Below are 18,751 nucleotides of genomic sequence, written 5' to 3' on the forward strand. Positions count from 1 at the left end.
GAACAATGGCAAAGGGTAAGTTCGAGCGCACCAAGCCGCACGTCAACGTCGGCACCATCGGTCACGTCGATCACGGCAAGACCACGCTGACCGCTGCACTGACCAAGATCGGTGCCGAGCGCTTCGGTGGCGAGTTCAAGGACTACTCCTCGATCGACGCCGCGCCGGAAGAAAAGGCTCGTGGTATCACGATCTCGACCGCGCACGTCGAATACGAATCCCCGGTCCGTCACTACGCCCACGTCGATTGCCCGGGCCACGCTGACTACGTCAAGAACATGATCACCGGTGCCGCCCAGATGGACGGCGCGATCCTGGTGTGCTCGGCCGCTGACGGCCCGATGCCGCAGACCCGCGAGCACATCCTGCTGTCGCGTCAGGTCGGCGTGCCGTACATCGTCGTGTTCCTGAACAAGGCCGACATGGTTGACGACGCCGAGCTGCTCGAGCTGGTCGAGATGGAAGTGCGCGAGCTGCTGAGCAAGTACGACTTCCCGGGCGACGACACCCCGATCATCGCCGGTTCGGCCCGTCTGGCGCTGGAAGGCGACCAGAGCGACATCGGCGTGCCGGCCATCCTGAAGCTGGTCGATGCCCTGGACAGCTGGATTCCGGAGCCGGAGCGTGCGATCGACAAGCCGTTCCTGATGCCGGTGGAAGACGTGTTCTCGATCTCGGGCCGCGGCACCGTGGTGACCGGTCGTATCGAGCGCGGCGTGATCAAGGTTGGCGACGAAATCGAAATCGTCGGCATCCGTCCGGTGCAGAAGACCACCGTGACCGGCGTTGAAATGTTCCGCAAGCTGCTGGACCAGGGTCAGGCAGGCGACAACGCTGGCCTGCTGCTGCGCGGCACCAAGCGTGACGACGTCGAGCGTGGCCAGGTTCTGGCCAAGCCGGGTTCGATCAAGCCGCACACCAAGTTCGAAGGCGAAGTCTACGTCCTGTCGAAGGACGAGGGCGGCCGTCACACCCCGTTCTTCAACGGCTACCGTCCGCAGTTCTACTTCCGCACCACCGACATCACCGGCGCAGCTGCTCTGCCGGAAGGCGTCGAAATGGTGATGCCGGGTGACAACGTCAAGATGGTCGTCACCCTGATCAACCCGGTGGCAATGGACGAAGGCCTGCGCTTCGCCATCCGCGAAGGCGGCCGTACCGTCGGCGCCGGCGTGGTCTCGAAGATCATCGAGTAATCTGGTAGTATCTGCGCCCCGATGTTGCCTGGGTAGGGCATCGGGGCGTATCAAATGGGAAAGCAGGCACAGGATGTGCCTTGTGTTCCCCGGACCAGGAAGGGTCAATGCCATTCAGGCGGCGTCAACAGGCGACTGTTGACAGCTGCCTTGCGTGCCATTATGCTTCTACGTCTGGGCAGGCCGGGTAACTGGTCTGCCTACGTTTTTGAGGTCTATGGAGTGACCTTGGCGGCCTGCAGGACTGTGGGTCGTCCGTATTCAGGAATTTCATGGGACAAAGCAACCCAGAGGCTTTGTCTGTCGCTCTTTTAACGAAGGAACCTACCGCCATGGCGGACCAAAAGATCCGGATCCGGCTGAAAGCGTTCGATCATCGTCTGATCGACCGTTCGGCCAGCGAGATCGTTGAAACGGCAAAGCGGACCGGCGCGCAAGTGCGTGGCCCGATCCCGCTGCCGACCAAGATCGAGCGTTACACCGTTCTCGTTTCCCCGCACGTCGACAAGGACGCGCGTGACCAGTACGAGACCCGCACGCACAAGCGCGTGCTCGATATCGTTGACCCGAATGACAAGACCGTGGACGCGCTGATGAAGCTCGAACTGGCTGCCGGCGTCGACGTTCAGATCAAGCTGACCTGAGGACTACGACCATGACGAAGAAGTATTCGTTGGGCTTCGTGGGCCGCAAGGCTGGCATGAGCCGCGTGTTCACTGAAGATGGCCGCTCCATCCCGGTGACCCTGATCGAAGCAACCCCGAACCGCATCGCGCAGATCAAGACCGTCGAAACCGACGGCTACAGCGCCGTGCAGGTGACCGTCGGCGCGCGTCGCGCTGCCCTGGTCAACAAGCCGGAAGCCGGCCACTTCGCCAAGGCGAAGGTGGAAGCGGGTCGTGGCCTGTGGGAATTCCGCGTTGAAGACGCGCAGCTCGGCGATTTCGCCGTTGGCGGCGAAGTCAAGGCGGACATCTTCGAAGTCGGCCAGATCGTCGACGTCCAGGGTGTCACCAAGGGTAAGGGCTTCCAGGGCACCATCAAGCGCCACAACTTCCGTATGGGCGATGCAACCCACGGTAACTCGCTGTCGCATCGCGCGCCGGGTTCGCTGGGTCAGCGCCAGACCCCGGGTCGCGTTTTCCCGGGCAAGAAGATGTCGGGCCACATGGGCGCGGTGCAGCAGAGCACCCAGAACCTGGAAGTGGTCAAGGTCGACGTCGAGCGCGGTCTGATCGCCGTTCGCGGCGCCGTTCCGGGCGCGGCGGGTGGCGACGTGATCGTCCGTCCGGCGAGCAAGGCATAAGGAGAGATGACGATGGAACTCGTTATCACGGGTAGCAACAACAAGGTCTCGGTCTCCGACGCCGTGTTCGGTCGCGATTTCAGCGAAGATCTGGTCCACCAGGTCGTCGTTGCCTACCGCAACGCCGGTCGCGCCGGCACCAAGGCACAGAAGACTCGCTCCGAAGTGGCTGGTACCACCAAGAAGTCGAAGAAGCAGAAGGGCGGCGGCGCGCGTCATGGCGCACTGACGGCTCCGATCTTCGTCGGCGGCGGTGTCACCTTCGCGGCCAAGCCGCGCAGCTTCGAGCAGAAGGTCAATCGTAAGCAGTACCGTGCCGCCATGTGCGCGATCCTGTCCGAGCTGAACCGTCAGGGCCGTCTGACCATCGTGGAGTCCTTCGACGTCGAAGTGACCAACACGAAGGGTCTGATCGCCAAGCTGGCCGGCCTGGAAGTGGGCAAGCGCCCGCTGATCGTCACCGAAGAAGCGTCCGAGCACCTGTACCTGTCCGCCCGCAATCTGCCGTACGTGCAGGTGCGTGACGTCCAGGGTCTGGATCCGGTCTCGCTGGTGGGTGCCGACACGGTCGTCATCACCGCTGACGCGGTCAAGAAGGTCGAGGAGTGGCTGGCATGAACAGCAACGAAAAAATCTTCAGCGTGCTGCGTGCCCCGCGTGTCTCCGAAAAGACCGCGCGCCTGCAGGAACTCTCCAACCAGTATGTCTTCGAAGTTTCGAACGAAGCCACCAAGGCCGATGTAAAGGCCGCGGTTGAGCAGCTGTTCGACGTCAAGGTCGAAGCCGTCAACGTGGTCAACGTCAAGGGCAAGAACAAGTCCTTCCGTAACCGTGCTGGCCGCCGCGGCGATTGGCGCAAGGCGTACGTTCGCCTGGCCGATGGCCAGTCGATCGATGTAACGGCCAAGGCCTGAGGTACATCCCATGCCATTGATGAAATTCAAGCCCACTTCCCCCGGCCGCCGTTCGGCCGTGCGCGTGGTCACTCCCGACCTGCACAAGGGTGCTCCGCACGCTGCGCTGGTCGAGTCGCAGAGCCGCTCGGGTGGTCGTAACCACCATGGCCGCATCACCGTGCGTCACGTCGGTGGTGGTGCCAAGCAGCACTACCGCATCATCGACTTCAAGCGCAACAAGCTGGGCATCCCGGCGCGCGTGGAACGCATCGAATACGATCCGAACCGCACCGCGCACATCGCTCTGCTGTGCTACGTCGACGGTGAGCGTCGCTACATCATCGCCCCGAAGGGCCTGAAGGCTGGTGATCAGGTGATCGCTGGTTCGGATGCCCCGATCAAGGCTGGCAACACCCTGCCGCTGCGCAACATCCCGGTCGGCACCACCATCCACTGCATCGAACTGAAGCCGGGCAAGGGCGCTCAGATCGCTCGCGCCGCTGGTGCGGCCGTGCAGCTGGTGGCTCGCGAAGGCATCTACGCCACCCTGCGCCTGCGCTCGGGTGAAATGCGTAAGGTTCCGGTCGAGTGCTGCGCCACCATCGGCGAAGTCGGCAACGACGAGCACAGCCTGGAAAAGCTGGGCAAGGCCGGTGCCAAGCGTTGGCGCGGCGTCCGCCCGACCGTTCGTGGTGCTGCCATGAACCCGGTTGACCACCCGCACGGTGGTGGTGAGGCGAAGGCCGGCCAGGGTAATCCGCATCCGGTCACCCCGTGGGGTGTCCCGACCAAGGGTTACAAGACGCGCCATAACAAGCGCACTCAGCAGTTCATCGTCCGCGATCGTAGGGGCTAATCGACCATGGCACGTTCACTCAAGAAGGGCCCGTTCGTCGATCACCACCTCGTCAAGAAGGTGGAGGCCGCTGCGGGCAGCAAGAAGCCGATCAAGACCTGGTCGCGCCGTTCGATGATCCTGCCTGACATGGTAGGCGTCACCATTGCCGTGCATAACGGCAAGAACCACATCCCGGTTCTCGTCAACGAGAACATGGTCGGCCACAAGCTCGGCGAATTTGCCATCACCCGGACCTTCAAGGGTCACGGTGGTGACAAGAAGTCGGGCAAGTAAGGAGAGATGACAATGGAAGCGAAAGCCATCCTGCGCACTGCGCGCATCTCCCCGCAGAAGGCTCGTCTGGTCGCTGACCAGGTGCGCGGTCTGCCGGCCGAGCGTGCGGTCAACCTGCTGAAGTTCTCGGACAAGAAGGCTGCCCACCTGATCAAGAAGGTGGTGGAGTCGGCAATTGCCAACGCCGAGAACAACCAGGGCGCCGACGTCGACGAGCTGAAGGTTCAGACCATCATGGTTGATGAAGGTCCGACCCTGAAGCGTTTCATGGCGCGGGCGAAAGGCCGCGGTACCCGCATCCTCAAGCGCACCAGCCACATCACTGTGGTTGTGGGCGCCGCCAAGTAAGCGGATAAGGAAAAGACCATGGGTCATAAAGTTCATCCGATTGGTATCCGCCTCGGCATTTCCAAGGACTGGAACTCCAAGTGGTACGCCAACAAGGCCGAGTTCGCTGGTTACCTGGCAGCCGACCTGAAAGTGCGCGAAATGCTGCGCAAGAAGCTGGCTCAGGCTGGCATCAGCAAGATCCTGATCGAGCGTCCGGCCAAGACCGCTCGCGTGACGATCCACACCGCCCGTCCGGGCGTGGTGATCGGCAAGCGCGGTGAGGACATCGAGAAGCTGCGCAAGGAAGTGAGCGAGATGATGGGCGTCCCGGCGCACATCAACGTCACCGAAGTGCGCAAGCCGGAACTGGACGCGCAGCTCGTTGCCGAGTCGATCGCCCAGCAGCTGGAGCGTCGCATCATGTTCCGCCGTGCAATGAAGCGCTCGGTCGGCAACGCGATGCGTCTGGGTGCCCTGGGCATCAAGGTCAACGTCGGTGGCCGCCTCAACGGTGCAGAAATCGCCCGTTCGGAGTGGTACCGCGAAGGCCGCGTGCCGCTGCACACCCTGCGTGCCGACATCGACTATGGCTTCGCTGAAGCCAAGACGACCTACGGCATCATCGGCATCAAGGTCTGGATCTACAAGGGCGAGGTCTTCGATTTCTCCCAGGTTGGCCAGGAAAAGCAGGACGACACCCCGTCGCGCAACGATCGTCACGATCGCGGCGACCGTGGTGACCGTCAGCGCCCGGCCCGTGAAGCGAGGTAACGACAATGTTGCAACCCAAGCGAACCAAGTACCGCAAGGTACACAAGGGCCGTAACGATGGCCTGAGCTGGAGCGCCAACGCTGTCAGCTTCGGCGAATACGGCCTGAAGGCAACCGCACACGGTCAGCTGACCGCGCGTCAGATCGAAGCGGCCCGCCGCTCGATCAGCCGCTACGTCAAGCGCGGCGGCAAGATGTGGATCCGCGTGTTCCCCGACAAGCCCATCACCAAGAAGCCCATCGAAGTCCGAATGGGTTCTGGTAAGGGCAACGTGGAATACTGGGTGGCCCAGATCCAGCCCGGCCGCATGATCTATGAAATCGAGGGTGTTTCCGAGGAAGTGGCTCGCGAGGCGTTCCGCCTGGCCGCCGCCAAGCTCTCGGTCACCACCACTTTCGTGACCCGTACGGTGCGCTGATGGATATCAAAACTCTCCGTGAAAAGTCGGCTGACGAACTCAAGGCCCACCTGATCGACCTGCGTAAGGAACAGTTCTCTGTCCGTATGCAGCAGGTCACCGGCCAGCTGCCGAAGACCCACGACATTCGCCGGGTCCGTCGCGAGATTGCTCGCGTCAAGACCCTGCTCGGCAGCACGAAGTAAGGATGGCCGCTATGAGCGACAATACTGAAAAGAAGACGCTGCGCACGGTCGAAGGCCGTGTCGTCAGCAACAAGATGGACAAGACGGTTACCGTCCTGGTTGAGCGTCAGGTCAAGCACGCGCTGTACGGCAAGTACATCAAGCGCTCGACGAAGCTGCACGCCCACGATGCCGACAACGCCTGCAAGGAAGGCGATGTCGTCCGCGTGACCGAGATTGCTCCGATGTCCAAGACCAAGAACTGGCGCGTGGTGGAAGTCATCACGCGCGCGGCTGAATAAGGAGCTGAATCATGATCCAGATGCAGAGCTACCTTGACGTCGCGGACAATTCGGGTGCCAAGCAGGTGATGTGCTTCAAGGTGCTGGGTGGTTCCAAGCGCCGTTACGCCGGCATCGGCGACATCATCAAGGTCACCGTGAAGGATGCGATTCCGCGCGGCAAGGTCAAGAAGGGTGAAGTGTATGACGCCGTCGTGGTGCGTACCCGCAAGGGTGTGCGTCGCGCCGACGGCTCGCTGATCCGCTTCGACGGCAACGCTGCCGTCCTGCTGAACAACAAGCAGGAGCCGATCGGTACCCGTATCTTCGGGCCGGTGACCCGTGAACTTCGTTCGGAGAAGTTCATGAAGATCGTCTCGCTCGCTCCCGAAGTGCTGTGAGCGACAGGAGATAATCATGGCTAACCGTATCAAGAAGGGCGACCAGGTTGTCGTCAACGCTGGCAAGGACAAGGGCAAGCAGGGCGAAGTCGTCCGCGTCGACGGCGACCGTGTGGTCGTCGCCAACGTGAACATCGTCAAGCGCCACACCAAGCCGAACCCGCAGGCAGGTGTTGCCGGCGGCGTGGTCGAGCGCGAAGCTTCGATCCATATCTCCAACGTGAATGTTCTGAACCCGGCTTCGGGCAAGGGCGAACGCGTTGGCTTCAAGGTGCTGGAGGATGGACGCAAACTGCGTGTGTTCCGCTCCAGCGGTGAGGCGCTCGACGCCTGAGGAATGAGAAGATGAGTTCCCGTCTCGAAAAGTTCTACAAGGACGAAGTGGTGCCGGCGCTGATGAAGCAGTTCGGCTACACCAATCCGATGGAAGTGCCGAAGCTGGTCAAGGTCACCCTGAACATGGGTGTCGGCGAAGCGGCCACCAACAAGAAGATCCTGGAAAACGCCGTCGGCGACATGACCAAGATTTCCGGCCAGAAGCCGGTTGTCACCAAGTCGCGTGTGTCGGTTGCGTCGTTCAAGATCCGCGATGGTTGGCCGATCGGCTGCAAGACCACGCTGCGTCGCCACAAGATGTACGAGTTCCTGGATCGCCTGATCAACATCTCGCTGCCGCGCGTGCGCGACTTCCGTGGTGTTTCCGGTCGTTCCTTCGACGGCCGCGGCAACTTCAACATGGGTGTGAAGGAGCAGATCATCTTCCCGGAAATCGACTTCGACGCCGTCGACGCGATCCGCGGTATGGATATCGCCATCACCACCACTGCGAAGACCGACGCGGAAGCGAAGGCGCTGCTGGCAGCGTTCAAGTTCCCGTTCCGTAACTGATCTGTCGAGGAAACCGAAATGGCAAAGACCTCCATGGTCAACCGCGACATCAAGCGGGAAAAGCTGGCAAAGAAGTACGCTGAAAAGCGTGCAGCTCTGAAGAAGATCGTGTCCTCCGTGGACGCGACCTACGAAGAGAAGATCGACGCCGCAACCAAGCTGGCCAAGCTGCCGCGCGATTCGTCGCCGAGCCGCCAGCGCAACCGTTGCGAGCTGTCGGGTCGTCCGCGTGGCGTCTACAGCAAGTTCGGCCTGGGCCGTAACAAGCTGCGTGAAGCCACCATGCGTGGCGACGTCCCGGGTCTGCGCAAGGCCAGCTGGTAATCCCAGCCGGCCCTGCGATCAGGCGCCCCTTCGGGGGTGCCTGAACCGGGCAGGGGAGGCATTCAGCTTTCCCGACGCAAAAAAACCGAAGAGCCCGGCGCAAGCCGGGCTCTTTTGGCGTATACTCCCGCGTCTTGCCCTGTGCAAACGGGGTTGTAGGAGTGGGCCCTTGGCCCGCTGCATCAAGGGACCTGGCCCGTTTCCAGGAGACAACAGATTTTCGCGAAAGCGGATATCGGTGCACTCAAAGGTACTCATATGAGCATGACTGATCCCATCGCCGACCTGCTGGTCCGCATCAAGAATGCGGCCGCGGTTGGCAAGCAGACGGTGAAAGCCCCGTCGTCCAAGATCAAGGTTGCGATCGCCCAGGTCCTGAAGGACGAGGGTTACATCACCGACCTGCGCGTGACCCAGCTGGAAAACAACAAGTCCGAGCTGGAAATCGTGCTGAAGTATTTCGAAGGCAAGCCGGTCATCGCGACCCTGAAGCGCTTCTCGCGTTCGGGCCTGCGCCAGTACCGCGGCAAGAGCGAGCTGCCGAAGGTCATGAACGGCCTGGGTATCTCCATCATTTCCACCTCCAAGGGCATCATGACTGATGCGCAGGCGCGCCAGCTGGGCGTCGGCGGCGAAGTCCTGTGCTTCGTGGCCTAAGGCGAAAGGAGTAGAACTATGTCCCGCGTAGCCAAGAAGCCGATCGACCTGGGTAAGGTTGAACTGAACGTCCAGTCGGACAGCGTCACCGCCAAGGGCCCGAAGGGTTCCCTGTCGCTGGCCAAGCCGGCCGGTATTGCCATCAACGTCGACAACGGCGTTGCCACCCTGAGCACCGAGAACGCCGAGCTGGTCGCACTGACCGGTACCGTGCGTGCGATCCTGGCCAACATGGTCAAGGGCGTGTCCGAAGGCTTCGAGCGCAAGCTGGAGCTGGTCGGCGTGGGTTACCGCGCTGCCATGCAGGGCAAGGACCTGAGCCTGTCGCTGGGCTTCTCGCACCCGGTCGTGTTCGTGGCGCCGGAAGGCATCACCATCACCACCCCGACCCAGACCGAGATCCTGGTCCAGGGCGCTGACAAGCAGGTCGTCGGTGAAGTTGCCGCCAAGATCCGTGCGTTCCGCAAGCCGGAGCCGTACAAGGGCAAGGGCGTGAAGTACTCCGACGAAGTCATCATCCGTAAGGAAGCCAAGAAGGCGTAAGTGCGAGTCCCTCGCAAGAGCCCGCACATCCTTGTGCGGACTCCTCAGGGAAAAGCCCAACCTTCAGCTTTCAAGGAATAATCAAAATGAACAAGAACATCGCCCGCCTGCGTCGCGCCAAGTCGACCCGCGCCCACATCCGTGAGCTCGGCGTCGCCCGCCTGTCGGTGCTGCGCACCGGCCAGCACCTGTACGCCCAGGTCTTCACCGCCGACGGTTCCAAGGTGCTGGCTGCTGCCAACACCACCCAGACCGACGTCATGGAAGGCCTGAAGAACGGCAAGAACGCCGACGCCGCCGCCAAGGTCGGCCGTATCGTCGCTGAGCGCGCCAAGGCCGCCGGCGTCGAGAAGGTTGCCTTCGATCGTTCGGGCTACCGCTACCACGGCCGCATCAAGGCCCTGGCAGAAGCCGCCCGCGAAGCCGGCCTGCAGTTCTAAGGGATAAGGGCAGGGGACCTGTGGTCTCCTGCCCGCCTGCTCGCCCGCCTGAGTGAGGCTGGACGGCGCCACTCTTCTGCAGTGGCCCACCGGAACAACGCGACATTCCACAACCATAAGCGGCCCCGAGCCGTACATACCCAAACTACCAAGGAATCAAAATGGCAGAAGAGCGTCAGCAGCGGGGTCGCGATCGCGACCGTAACCGCGAAGAGAAAGTCGATGACGGCATGATCGAAAAGCTGGTCGCGGTCAACCGCGTCAGCAAGACCGTCAAGGGTGGCCGCCAGTTCACCTTCACCGCCCTGACCGTGGTCGGCGACGGCGAAGGCAAGGTCGGTTTCGGCTATGGCAAGGCCCGCGAAGTGCCGGTCGCCATCCAGAAGTCGATGGAACAGGCCCGCAAGAACCTGGTCAGCGTTGACCTGAACAACGGCACCCTGTGGCACACCATCAAGGATGGTCACGGCGCAGCCCGCGTGTTCATGCAGCCGGCTTCGGAAGGTACCGGCGTCATCGCCGGCGGTGCCATGCGCGCCGTGCTGGAAGCCGTTGGCGTGAAGAACGTGCTGGCCAAGGCCACCGGTTCGCGCAACCCGATCAACCTGGTGCGTGCCACCGTGAAGGGCCTGTCTGCTGCGCAGTCGCCGGCTCGCATCGCGGCCAAGCGCGGCAAGAAGGTGGAGGAACTCAACCATGGCTAATGAGTCCAACAAGACTGTGAAGGTGCGCCTGGTGCGCGGCCTGCGTGGTGCTCAGTCGCGTCACCGCCTGTCGGTGCGTGCTCTGGGTCTGAACAAGCTCAACGATGTGCGTGAACTGAAGGACAGCCCGCAGGTTCGCGGTCTGATCAACACCGTTCACTACCTCGTCAAGGTTGAGGAGTAATCGATCATGACTCTGCGTCTCAATGAACTGAGCCCGGCACCGGGCGCCCGCACCGAGCGCACCCGCGTCGGTCGCGGTATCGGCTCGGGCCTGGGCAAGACTGCCGGCCGCGGCCACAAGGGTTCGTTCGCCCGTAAGGGTGGCGGCAAGATCAAGGCTGGCTTCGAAGGCGGCCAGACCCCCATGCAGCGTCGTCTGCCGAAGATCGGCTTCCGTTCGCCGATCGCCAAGGACACCGCTGAAGTGCTGCTGTACGCGCTGGACAAGCTGCCGGCCGGTGAGATCGACTTCGCCGCCCTGCGTGCTGCCAAGCTGGTCCCGAGCACTGCAAAGAAGGCCAAGGTCGTCGTCAAGGGCGAAGTGACCAAGGCGTTCACCCTGAAGGGTATCGCTGCCACGGCTGGTGCCAAGGCTGCGATCGAAGCTGCCGGCGGCAGCGTAACGGAGTAAGAAAATCATGGCGCAAGCTGGCATCGGTAACCTCGCGGGCGGAATGGGCAAGTTCACTGAACTTCGCCAACGTTTGCTGTTCGTCGTCGGGGCTTTGATCGTCTATCGCATCGGCTGCTACGTGCCGGTGCCGGGCGTCAATCCCGATGCCATGCTTGCCATGATGCAACAGCAGGGCGGCGGCATCGTGGACATGTTCAACATGTTCTCGGGCGGCGCCCTGCACCGTTTCAGCATCTTCGCGCTGAACGTGATGCCGTACATTTCGGCATCGATCGTGATGCAGCTGGCCGTGCACATCTTCCCCGCCCTGAAGGCGATGCAGAAGGAAGGTGAGTCCGGCCGCCGCAAGATCACCCAGTATTCGCGCATCGGCGCCGTGCTGCTGGCAGTGGTGCAGGGCGGCTCGATCGCACTGGCCCTGCAGGGCCAGGTCTCGCCGTCGGGCGCTCCGGTCGTGTACGCGCCGGGCATGGGCTTCGTGCTCACCGCCGTGGTCGCGCTGACCGCCGGCACCATGTTCCTGATGTGGGTCGGTGAGCAGGTCACCGAGCGCGGCATCGGCAATGGCGTGTCGCTGATCATCTTCGCCGGTATCGTCGCTGGCCTGCCGGGTGCGATCATCCACACCTTCGACGCCTACCGCGACGGCAACATCCAGTTCATCCAGCTGCTGCTGATCGCCATCGTCGTGCTCGCCTTCACCTTCTTCGTGGTGTTCGTCGAGCGTGGCCAGCGCCGGATCACGGTCAACTACGCGCGCCGCCAGGGCGGTCGCAACGCGTACATGAACCAGACCTCGTTCCTCCCGCTGAAGCTCAACATGGCCGGCGTCATCCCGGCGATCTTCGCCTCGAGCCTGCTGGCCTTCCCGGCCACCCTGGCCATGTGGTCCGGCCAGGCTGCCAACCAGAGCAGCTTCGGCCAGGTCCTGCAGAAGGTCGCCAACGCGCTCGGCCCGGGCGAGCCGCTGCACATGATCGTGTTCGCTGCGCTGATCACCGGTTTCGCGTTCTTCTATACCGCGCTGGTGTTCAACTCGCAGGAAACCGCCGACAACCTGAAGAAGTCGGGCGCGCTGATTCCGGGCATCCGTCCGGGCAAGGCCACTGCCGATTACATCGACGGCGTGCTGACCCGCCTGACCGCGGCCGGCTCGGCCTACCTGGTGATCGTCTGCCTGCTGCCGGAGCTGATGCGCACGCAGCTGAACGCCTCGTTCTACTTCGGCGGTACTTCGCTGCTGATCGTGGTGGTGGTGGTGATGGACTTCATCGCCCAGGTGCAGGCGCACCTGATGTCCCACCAGTACGAGAGCCTGCTGAAGAAGGCCAACCTGAAGGGTGGCAACCGCGGCGGTTTTGCCCGCGGCTGATTGGCCTGTTATACTTTCGTCTTCCTGACGTGATGGTCCCTCCGCTTCGCGGACTCCGGCCACACAAACGAAGGGCGGCCCCCGCAGCGGTTCCGGGTGGGGGTGTGATGAGGTGGTCCCGCGCTGGAGTAGCGCGGGCGGCTCCGGGGGAAACCCCAGGTCCAACCCCATCCGGCGCCGGAGCCTGGGCACACTCCCCAGGCCGGGTTCATGAAACCAATGGTTTCACGGGCTTCCATGTAAACCGGAACCTTGTTAGTATCGCTAGTTCACTTTTTTGATCCATCCTGCCGGATTGGCGTGCCCGAGGCGCGCTGTCGGCCATCACTCAGCTGGAGAACCGCGTCATGGCGCGTATTGCAGGCGTCAACCTGCCAGCCCAGAAGCACGTCTGGGTCGGGTTGCAAAGCATTTACGGCATCGGCCGTACCCGTTCGAAGAAGGTCTGCGAAGTCGCAGGCGTTGCTTCGACCACCAAGATCCGCGATCTGTCGGAGCCGGAAATCGAGCGCCTGCGCGCCGAAGTCGGCAAGTACATCGTGGAAGGCGATCTGCGCCGTGAGATCGGCATCGCGATCAAGCGCCTGATGGACCTGGGCTGCTACCGCGGCCTGCGTCACCGTCGTGGCCTCCCGCTGCGTGGCCAGCGCACCCGTACCAACGCCCGCACCCGCAAGGGTCCGCGCAAGGCGATCAAGAAGTAAGGGACTGAGAAATGGCTAAGCCCGCTGCTAAGACCAAGAAGAAGATCAAGCGCGTCGTCACCGACGGCGTTGCCCACGTCCACGCTTCGTTCAACAACACCATCGTCACCATCACCGACCGCCAGGGCAACGCTCTGTCGTGGGCGACCTCCGGTGGCGCTGGCTTCCGCGGTTCGCGCAAGTCGACCCCGTTCGCTGCCCAGGTGGCTGCTGAAAAGGCCGGTCGTGCTGCGCTGGACTACGGCGTGAAGTCGCTGGAAGTCCGCATCAAGGGCCCGGGTCCGGGCCGTGAGTCGGCCGTGCGTTCGTTGAACAACGTCGGCTACAAGATCACCAACATCATCGACGTGACGCCTATCCCGCACAACGGGTGCCGTCCGCCGAAGAAGCGTCGCGTCTAAAGGGAGCGATAAGAAATGGCTCGTTATATCGGTCCTACCTGTAAGCTCGCCCGTCGCGAAGGCGCCGACCTGTCCCTGAAGAGCCCGGCGCGTGCGCTGGACTCGAAGTGCAAGCTGGAGCAGAAGCCCGGCCAGCACGGCGCCACTGCCCGCAAGGGCAAGCTGTCCGACTACGCCACCCAGCTGCGTGAAAAGCAGAAGGTCAAGCGTATCTACGGCCTGCTGGAGCGTCAGTTCCGCAACTACTACAAGAAGGCCTCGACCAAGAAGGGCAACACCGGCGAGAACCTGCTGCAGCTGCTGGAAACCCGCCTGGACAACGTCGTCTACCGCATGGGCTTCGCCGTGACCCGTCCGGCTGCCCGTCAGCTGGTGTCGCACCGCGGCGTCACCGTGAATGGCAAGTCGGTCAACCTGGCTTCGTACCAGGTCAAGGCTGGCGACGCCATCGCTCTGTCTGAAAAGGCTGCCAAGCAGCTGCGCGTCCAGGAAGCCCTGACCGTCGCCGCCCAGCATGACCTGAGCCCGTCGTGGGTTGAAGTGGATTCCGGCAAGTTCACCGGCATCTTCAAGGCTGTTCCGGATCGTTCGGATCTGCCTGCGGACATCAACGAAGCGCTGATCGTCGAGCTGTATTCGAAGTAATTCACATTGGAGAGCCCCCGGCGACGGCCGGGGGTTCACTAGGAGAACCCGCAACATGACGGTTACCGCCAACCAGGTTCTGCGTCCTCGCGGTCCGCAGATCGAACGCCTTACCGACACCCGTGCAAAGGTCGTTATCGAACCTTTGGAGCGGGGTTACGGGCATACGCTGGGTAATGCCCTGCGTCGCGTGCTGCTGTCGTCCATCCCGGGCTTCGCCATCACGGAAGTCGAAATCGACGGCGTGTTGCATGAGTACACCACGGTCGAAGGTCTGCAGGAGGACGTGCTCGAAGTCCTGCTGAACCTCAAGGACGTGGCCATCCGTATGCACTCCGGCGACAGCGCCACACTGTCCCTGTCCAAGCAGGGCCCGGGCGTTGTCACCGCTGCCGACATCAAGGTCGACCACAATGTGGAGATCCTGAACGGCGAACACGTGATCTGCCACCTGACCAAGGATACGGCGATCAACATGCGTCTGAAGATCGAACGTGGTTTCGGCTACCAGCCGGCTGCCGCGCGTCGTCGTCCGGACGAAGAAACCCGTGCCATCGGCCGTCTGGTCCTGGATGCCTCGTTCTCGCCGGTCCGCCGCGTCGCCTATGCCGTGGAAGCGGCCCGCGTCGAACAGCGTACCGACCTGGACAAGCTGGTCATCGATATCGAGACCAACGGCACCATCGACGCCGAGGAAGCCGTGCGCACCGCCGCCGACATCCTCAGCGACCAGCTGTCGGTGTTCGGTGACTTCACCCACCGCGACCGCGGTGCAGCCAAGCCGGCCAACAACGGCGTGGATCCGGTGCTGCTGCGCCCGATCGACGATCTGGAGCTGACCGTGCGTTCGGCCAACTGCCTGAAGGCTGAAAGCATCTACTACATCGGCGATCTGATCCAGAAGACCGAAGTGGAGCTGCTGAAGACCCCGAACCTGGGCAAGAAGTCGCTCACCGAGATCAAGGAAGTGCTGGCTCAGCGCGGCCTGTCGCTCGGCATGAAGCTGGAGAACTGGCCGCCGGCCGGTGTCGCCAGCCACGGCATGCTGGGCTGATATCGGTAATGTCTGAAGGCTCCACCGTTCGCGGTGGGGCCTTCAACGCAACACAACATGCCATGACGAACCCCAGGTTCGCGTGGCAGGTCGTCCAGGACGGGCGGCCAGGACCAACCGCAGTCCGCGCAGCAACGCCAGGATGGCGACAACGATCCGCACAGTCTCATCATTAACCAAGGAATATCACCATGCGTCACCAGAAGTCTGGCCGTAAGTTCAGCCGTACCAGCGCCCACCGCGAAGCGATGTTCAAGAACATGGCTGCCTCGCTGTTCAAGCACGAGCTGATCAAGACCACCCTGCCGAAGGCCAAGGAACTGCGCCGCGTTGCCGAGCCGCTGATCACCCTGGCCAAGGTCGATTCCGTCGCCAACCGCCGTCTGGCCTTCGCCCGCCTGCGCGACAACGAAGCCGTGGGCAACCTGTTCACCATCCTGGGCCCGCGCTACGCGAACCGTCCGGGCGGCTACCTGCGTCTGCTGAAGTGCGGCTTCCGCGCTGGCGACAACGCGCCGATGGCCTACGTCGAGCTGGTTGACCGTCCGGTCGTGGCCGAGGAAGTGGCCGAGTAATCGGACCGCTCCAATGCGACACAGCGAAAGCCCGGCCTCTGCCGGGCTTTTGCGTTTCCGGGGGCGGATCCCTTTCTGCAGGAAAGGGCTCTGACCCACACCGTTCCGACAGGCGTCACCTGTGGCGGTTCGAATGGCGCGCACTCTCGGTTACGCTTGGCGCCTGATCCATTCGAGCGTTGACGATGAATCCACTGCGCTGGCCCTTCCGCGCCCAGTTCTTCCTGGGCTTCCTGATCTGCGCGGGCCTGCTTGGCTACGCGATCTTCCTGCAGCTGAAGATGGGCCTGGAGCCGTGTCCGCTGTGCATCTTCCAGCGCCTGGCCTTCGCTGCGCTTGGCCTGCTGTTCCTGATCGGTGCACTGCATGGTCCGTCCAACCGCCCCGGACGCGCGACCTATGGCGTGCTGGCGTTCATTGCCGCCGCAGTGGGTGTCGGCATCGCCGCGCGCCACGTCTACGTGCAGATGCTGCCGCCGGAAATGGGGTCCACCTGTGGCCCGCCGCTGGCCTTCCTGAGCGAGACCATGGGGCCGCTGGAAGTGTTCCGCACGGTGCTGACCGGCACTGGCAACTGCGGCAACATCGACTGGACCTTCCTCGGCCTGACCATGCCGATGTGGTCGGGCGTGTGGTTCGTGCTGCTGGCGCTGTGGGCGCTGGTGGTGTCGCTGCGCAAGGTCAAGCGCTGAAGCAGGGTAGTGCCGGCCGCTGGCCGGCACACCGCGGGAATGCCGGCCAGCGGCCGGCACTATCTCAGAAATCCTGCTGCAGGCTCAGGTAGGCGCCGCGGCGCGGTCCCCATTGCGGGGCGAACACGCCGACGCCACCGCCATCGCGCAGCTGGTAGCTGCGGTCCAACGCGTTGATCACCGCCAGCTGCACATGCAGTGGATGGCCGCTGTCGACGTTGAAGTCGTGCCCGGCGCTGAGGTTCACCTGCAGGTAGGACGGCAGCTCGCCACCGTTGGGTACGCCCTCGATGTCCGAACGCAGGCCACTGCCGAACACGTAGTTGGCCCCGATCCGGTTGTGCCCGGTGAAGGCGTAGCTGAGCCCCCCCGACGACGTCAGCTTCTGGTCGTGGTCGAGGTGGATCCAGTGGTCGGCCACATAGGCCAGCGCATCTGGATCGAGGTTGTACTCGCTGGTGATGACCTGGGTGCCGATCGCCTTGTTGTAGGCCGCGTTGAAGTAGGCACTGAACGGGCCGTTGCTGTAGTCGGCACTGAACTCCAGGCCACGGATGTGTCCGCGGCGGTAGTTGAAGGTCGAGTAGATGTAGGCGGCGCCGAACTGGCCTTCGTCCTGCAGGCGCGCGACGCGGCGGTCGTAAGCGTCCAGGCCCAGGGTCAGGTGTTCACCCAGCTGCTGCGAGACGCCGATGTTGTAGTAGTCGCTGCGCTCGGCCAGCGGCGTGTTGTTGCCGCCGCTGGGCTGCTGGTTGGTGGTGCCGTCGTACAGGGCGATGTCGCTGCTGGCGATCAGTTCACTGGCCGGTGGCGTGAAATAGCGCGAATAGCCGGCATGCACGGTGGTGCTGTCGCTGGCATTCCAGACCACGCCCACGCGCGGGCTGAGCTGGCCCTCGGTGCGGCCGAAGGCCTTGTAGCGGTCACCGCGCAGACCGTAGTTGACGGTCCAGTCGTCGCCGATTTTCCACTCATCCTGTACGTACAACGCCAGCGTGCTGGCATGGAAGGCGCTGTGGTCAGGAATCAGCAGCGGCGTGGTGCTGGACTGCTGGCCGCCGTCATCAACCGGGAACACCCAGCTGTTGCTGCTGGCCCGTGCGTTCTCGTAGTTGCCGTACAAGCCGTAGCGCAGCGTGTGGTCGTTGCCCAGTGGTGTGGAGAAGTCGGCCTGCAGGGTGTTGGCACGGTTGCTGCGCTGCACCTGCGAGGCGACGCCACTGAACACCAGATCGCCGATGACGTCCGGGTTGAACGCTGCATCGCTGTAGCGCTGCCCGGCGGACAGCTGGTAGGCGGTGTTGCCCAGCGTGCCCTGCAGTACCAGCATGCCGAAGCGGGTGGTCTCGCGTTGGGTCTCATCCAGCTGGCTGGAATCGAAGGTGGTGGTGTCCAGGTAACCGAACTGCGGCGTCTGCCCCGGATTGACCGGAATCTGGAAACGGTTGTTGGCGAAACCGGCGAACACACTCAGGCGGGTGTTCTCGTTGACCAGGTAGGTCAGGTCGGCGAAGGCCTTGCCCTGGTGGGTATCGTCGTGCAACGGCTTGCGCGAGTTGGTCGGATTCTCCAGGCCGACTTCGTTCTGGTCGTAGTTGCCGGTCAGGAACCAGCTCCAGCGTCCCTGGTTGCCCCACCAGGAGGCATTCGGGTTCACCTTGCCGAACGAGCCGGTGGTCAGTCCGGCGCTGCCACCGTTGCCCAGCTCGGCGCCATTGCGGGTGGTGATGTCGACCACCGCCGCGGTGCGCTCGCCGAACTGCGCCGGCAACGCGCCGTCCATCAGGCGGATGCTCTTGATGGTGCGCGCATCCAGGGTCTGGCCGAAGCCGGAAATCGACTCGGGCAGCAGTACGCCGTTGATCCGGTACTGCAGGTTGGCGTGGTCGCCGCGCACGTGCACGCCGCCATAGGAATCCTGGACCACGCCGGGTGCCTGCAGCAGCACCTGGCTGAGCGGCGCGGAGGCGCCCAGCGGCTGCTTCTGGATGTCCTCGGCGGTGATCTGGTACTGGCTGCTGCCGATGTCCGGCGACAACGCGTTGCGGGCCTGGTCGAGCTGGGCGCTGACGGTGACCGTGTCCAGGTCCTTGACCGCAGGCCCGGCGCCATCGGCGGCGGCCGCGAAGGCGGGCAGGGTGGCCAGGGCCAGGGCGAAGGTGATGCCGGTAGCGAGGGGCGAGGGCTTCATGATGGGAAGAGTGATGGCAGGGCGTGGA

The 18,751-nt window shown here is 63.2% G+C and carries 30 protein-coding genes; 29 read left to right on the forward strand and 1 reads right to left on the reverse strand.

Features of this window, described 5'->3' with window-relative positions; genetic code table 11:
• Positions 1-5 precede the first annotated feature (5 nt).
• The 29 genes from tuf (at position 6) to ACZK3W_RS03950 (ending at position 16,532) form a co-directional block, all read left to right on the forward strand.
• The gene (gene tuf / locus ACZK3W_RS03810) at positions 6-1,196 is read left to right on the forward strand and encodes an elongation factor Tu (RefSeq protein WP_004154360.1); all 1,191 of its coding nucleotides are present in this window, start codon (positions 6-8) and stop codon (positions 1,194-1,196) included.
• Positions 1,197-1,528: 332 nt separating this feature from the next.
• Positions 1,529-1,840, forward strand: a complete 312-nt coding sequence (gene rpsJ / locus ACZK3W_RS03815; protein ID WP_005408208.1) for a 30S ribosomal protein S10 — start codon at positions 1,529-1,531, stop codon at positions 1,838-1,840.
• An 11-nt stretch (positions 1,841-1,851) separates the two neighbouring features.
• A complete protein-coding gene (gene rplC / locus ACZK3W_RS03820; protein ID WP_004145336.1) occupies positions 1,852-2,502 on the forward strand; it encodes a 50S ribosomal protein L3 in 651 nt (216 codons plus the stop codon).
• 12 nt (positions 2,503-2,514) lie between these two features.
• Positions 2,515-3,120 carry a 50S ribosomal protein L4 gene (rplD, locus tag ACZK3W_RS03825; RefSeq protein ID WP_004145337.1) on the forward strand — a complete coding sequence of 202 codons (606 nt, stop codon included), beginning with the start codon at positions 2,515-2,517 and terminating at the stop codon, positions 3,118-3,120.
• Positions 3,117-3,416, forward strand: coding sequence for a 50S ribosomal protein L23 (rplW, locus tag ACZK3W_RS03830; RefSeq protein WP_004145338.1), 300 nt, complete (start codon positions 3,117-3,119; stop codon positions 3,414-3,416). The genes rplD and rplW overlap by 4 nt, the downstream gene beginning before the upstream one ends.
• 10 nt (positions 3,417-3,426) lie before the next feature.
• Positions 3,427-4,254 (forward strand): 50S ribosomal protein L2, encoded by an 828-nt coding sequence (gene rplB, locus ACZK3W_RS03835; RefSeq protein ID WP_004145339.1) that lies wholly within the window; start codon positions 3,427-3,429, stop codon positions 4,252-4,254.
• Positions 4,255-4,260: 6 nt separating this feature from the next.
• A complete protein-coding gene (gene rpsS, locus ACZK3W_RS03840) occupies positions 4,261-4,530 on the forward strand; it encodes a 30S ribosomal protein S19 (RefSeq protein ID WP_004154485.1) in 270 nt (89 codons plus the stop codon).
• A gap of 12 nt (positions 4,531-4,542) precedes the next feature.
• On the forward strand, positions 4,543-4,878 hold the full coding sequence (rplV, locus tag ACZK3W_RS03845; protein WP_004145348.1) for a 50S ribosomal protein L22: 336 nt from the start codon (positions 4,543-4,545) through the stop codon (positions 4,876-4,878).
• Between the two features lie 18 nt (positions 4,879-4,896).
• On the forward strand, positions 4,897-5,631 hold the full coding sequence (gene rpsC / locus ACZK3W_RS03850) for a 30S ribosomal protein S3 (protein WP_004145350.1): 735 nt from the start codon (positions 4,897-4,899) through the stop codon (positions 5,629-5,631).
• A 5-nt stretch (positions 5,632-5,636) separates the two neighbouring features.
• Positions 5,637-6,050 (forward strand): 50S ribosomal protein L16, encoded by a 414-nt coding sequence (gene rplP / locus ACZK3W_RS03855; protein WP_004154486.1) that lies wholly within the window; start codon positions 5,637-5,639, stop codon positions 6,048-6,050.
• Positions 6,050-6,235, forward strand: coding sequence for a 50S ribosomal protein L29 (rpmC, locus tag ACZK3W_RS03860; protein ID WP_004154487.1), 186 nt, complete (start codon positions 6,050-6,052; stop codon positions 6,233-6,235). The genes rplP and rpmC overlap by 1 nt, the downstream gene beginning before the upstream one ends.
• An 11-nt stretch (positions 6,236-6,246) precedes the next feature.
• A complete protein-coding gene (gene rpsQ / locus ACZK3W_RS03865; protein ID WP_004154489.1) occupies positions 6,247-6,516 on the forward strand; it encodes a 30S ribosomal protein S17 in 270 nt (89 codons plus the stop codon).
• An 11-nt stretch (positions 6,517-6,527) separates the two neighbouring features.
• On the forward strand, positions 6,528-6,896 hold the full coding sequence (gene rplN / locus ACZK3W_RS03870; protein WP_010483978.1) for a 50S ribosomal protein L14: 369 nt from the start codon (positions 6,528-6,530) through the stop codon (positions 6,894-6,896).
• Between the two features lie 16 nt (positions 6,897-6,912).
• Positions 6,913-7,230: a 50S ribosomal protein L24 gene (rplX, locus tag ACZK3W_RS03875; protein WP_004154490.1), complete on the forward strand. Its 318-nt coding sequence runs from the start codon at positions 6,913-6,915 to the stop codon at positions 7,228-7,230.
• A gap of 11 nt (positions 7,231-7,241) precedes the next feature.
• Positions 7,242-7,784, forward strand: a complete 543-nt coding sequence (gene rplE, locus ACZK3W_RS03880) for a 50S ribosomal protein L5 (RefSeq protein WP_004154491.1) — start codon at positions 7,242-7,244, stop codon at positions 7,782-7,784.
• An 18-nt stretch (positions 7,785-7,802) separates the two neighbouring features.
• A complete protein-coding gene (rpsN, locus tag ACZK3W_RS03885; protein ID WP_005408209.1) occupies positions 7,803-8,108 on the forward strand; it encodes a 30S ribosomal protein S14 in 306 nt (101 codons plus the stop codon).
• Between the two features lie 258 nt (positions 8,109-8,366).
• Positions 8,367-8,765 (forward strand): 30S ribosomal protein S8, encoded by a 399-nt coding sequence (gene rpsH / locus ACZK3W_RS03890; protein ID WP_005408210.1) that lies wholly within the window; start codon positions 8,367-8,369, stop codon positions 8,763-8,765.
• An 18-nt stretch (positions 8,766-8,783) separates the two neighbouring features.
• On the forward strand, positions 8,784-9,308 hold the full coding sequence (rplF, locus tag ACZK3W_RS03895; protein WP_010483977.1) for a 50S ribosomal protein L6: 525 nt from the start codon (positions 8,784-8,786) through the stop codon (positions 9,306-9,308).
• A gap of 80 nt (positions 9,309-9,388) precedes the next feature.
• Entirely contained in the window at positions 9,389-9,748 is a 360-nt protein-coding gene (gene rplR, locus ACZK3W_RS03900; RefSeq protein ID WP_024957318.1) for a 50S ribosomal protein L18, read from the forward strand.
• 161 nt (positions 9,749-9,909) lie between these two features.
• Entirely contained in the window at positions 9,910-10,452 is a 543-nt protein-coding gene (gene rpsE / locus ACZK3W_RS03905; RefSeq protein ID WP_004145411.1) for a 30S ribosomal protein S5, read from the forward strand.
• Positions 10,445-10,636, forward strand: a complete 192-nt coding sequence (rpmD, locus tag ACZK3W_RS03910; RefSeq protein ID WP_004145412.1) for a 50S ribosomal protein L30 — start codon at positions 10,445-10,447, stop codon at positions 10,634-10,636. Before rpsE ends, rpmD begins: the two co-directional genes overlap by 8 nt.
• 6 nt (positions 10,637-10,642) lie before the next feature.
• Entirely contained in the window at positions 10,643-11,086 is a 444-nt protein-coding gene (gene rplO / locus ACZK3W_RS03915) for a 50S ribosomal protein L15 (RefSeq protein WP_004154498.1), read from the forward strand.
• A gap of 7 nt (positions 11,087-11,093) precedes the next feature.
• Entirely contained in the window at positions 11,094-12,461 is a 1,368-nt protein-coding gene (gene secY / locus ACZK3W_RS03920; protein ID WP_005408215.1) for a preprotein translocase subunit SecY, read from the forward strand.
• Between the two features lie 347 nt (positions 12,462-12,808).
• Positions 12,809-13,165 (forward strand): 30S ribosomal protein S13, encoded by a 357-nt coding sequence (gene rpsM / locus ACZK3W_RS03925; protein WP_004154500.1) that lies wholly within the window; start codon positions 12,809-12,811, stop codon positions 13,163-13,165.
• 11 nt (positions 13,166-13,176) lie between these two features.
• Positions 13,177-13,566: a 30S ribosomal protein S11 gene (gene rpsK / locus ACZK3W_RS03930; protein ID WP_004145443.1), complete on the forward strand. Its 390-nt coding sequence runs from the start codon at positions 13,177-13,179 to the stop codon at positions 13,564-13,566.
• A 15-nt stretch (positions 13,567-13,581) separates the two neighbouring features.
• On the forward strand, positions 13,582-14,211 hold the full coding sequence (gene rpsD / locus ACZK3W_RS03935; RefSeq protein WP_004145446.1) for a 30S ribosomal protein S4: 630 nt from the start codon (positions 13,582-13,584) through the stop codon (positions 14,209-14,211).
• A gap of 55 nt (positions 14,212-14,266) precedes the next feature.
• Complete coding sequence (locus tag ACZK3W_RS03940; RefSeq protein WP_010483975.1) at positions 14,267-15,265, forward strand: DNA-directed RNA polymerase subunit alpha; 999 nt, start codon at positions 14,267-14,269, stop codon at positions 15,263-15,265.
• Between the two features lie 191 nt (positions 15,266-15,456).
• Complete coding sequence (rplQ, locus tag ACZK3W_RS03945; protein WP_005408217.1) at positions 15,457-15,840, forward strand: 50S ribosomal protein L17; 384 nt, start codon at positions 15,457-15,459, stop codon at positions 15,838-15,840.
• A gap of 185 nt (positions 15,841-16,025) precedes the next feature.
• A complete protein-coding gene (locus ACZK3W_RS03950) occupies positions 16,026-16,532 on the forward strand; it encodes a disulfide bond formation protein B (RefSeq protein WP_010483974.1) in 507 nt (168 codons plus the stop codon).
• 64 nt (positions 16,533-16,596) lie between these two features.
• Here ACZK3W_RS03950 and ACZK3W_RS03955 read toward each other — a convergent pair whose 3' ends face one another.
• Positions 16,597-18,723, reverse strand: a complete 2,127-nt coding sequence (locus ACZK3W_RS03955; protein WP_125895985.1) for a TonB-dependent receptor — start codon at positions 18,721-18,723, stop codon at positions 16,597-16,599.
• Positions 18,724-18,751 lie beyond the last annotated feature (28 nt).

Source organism: Stenotrophomonas sp. 80084_Sma (assembly GCF_056481995.1).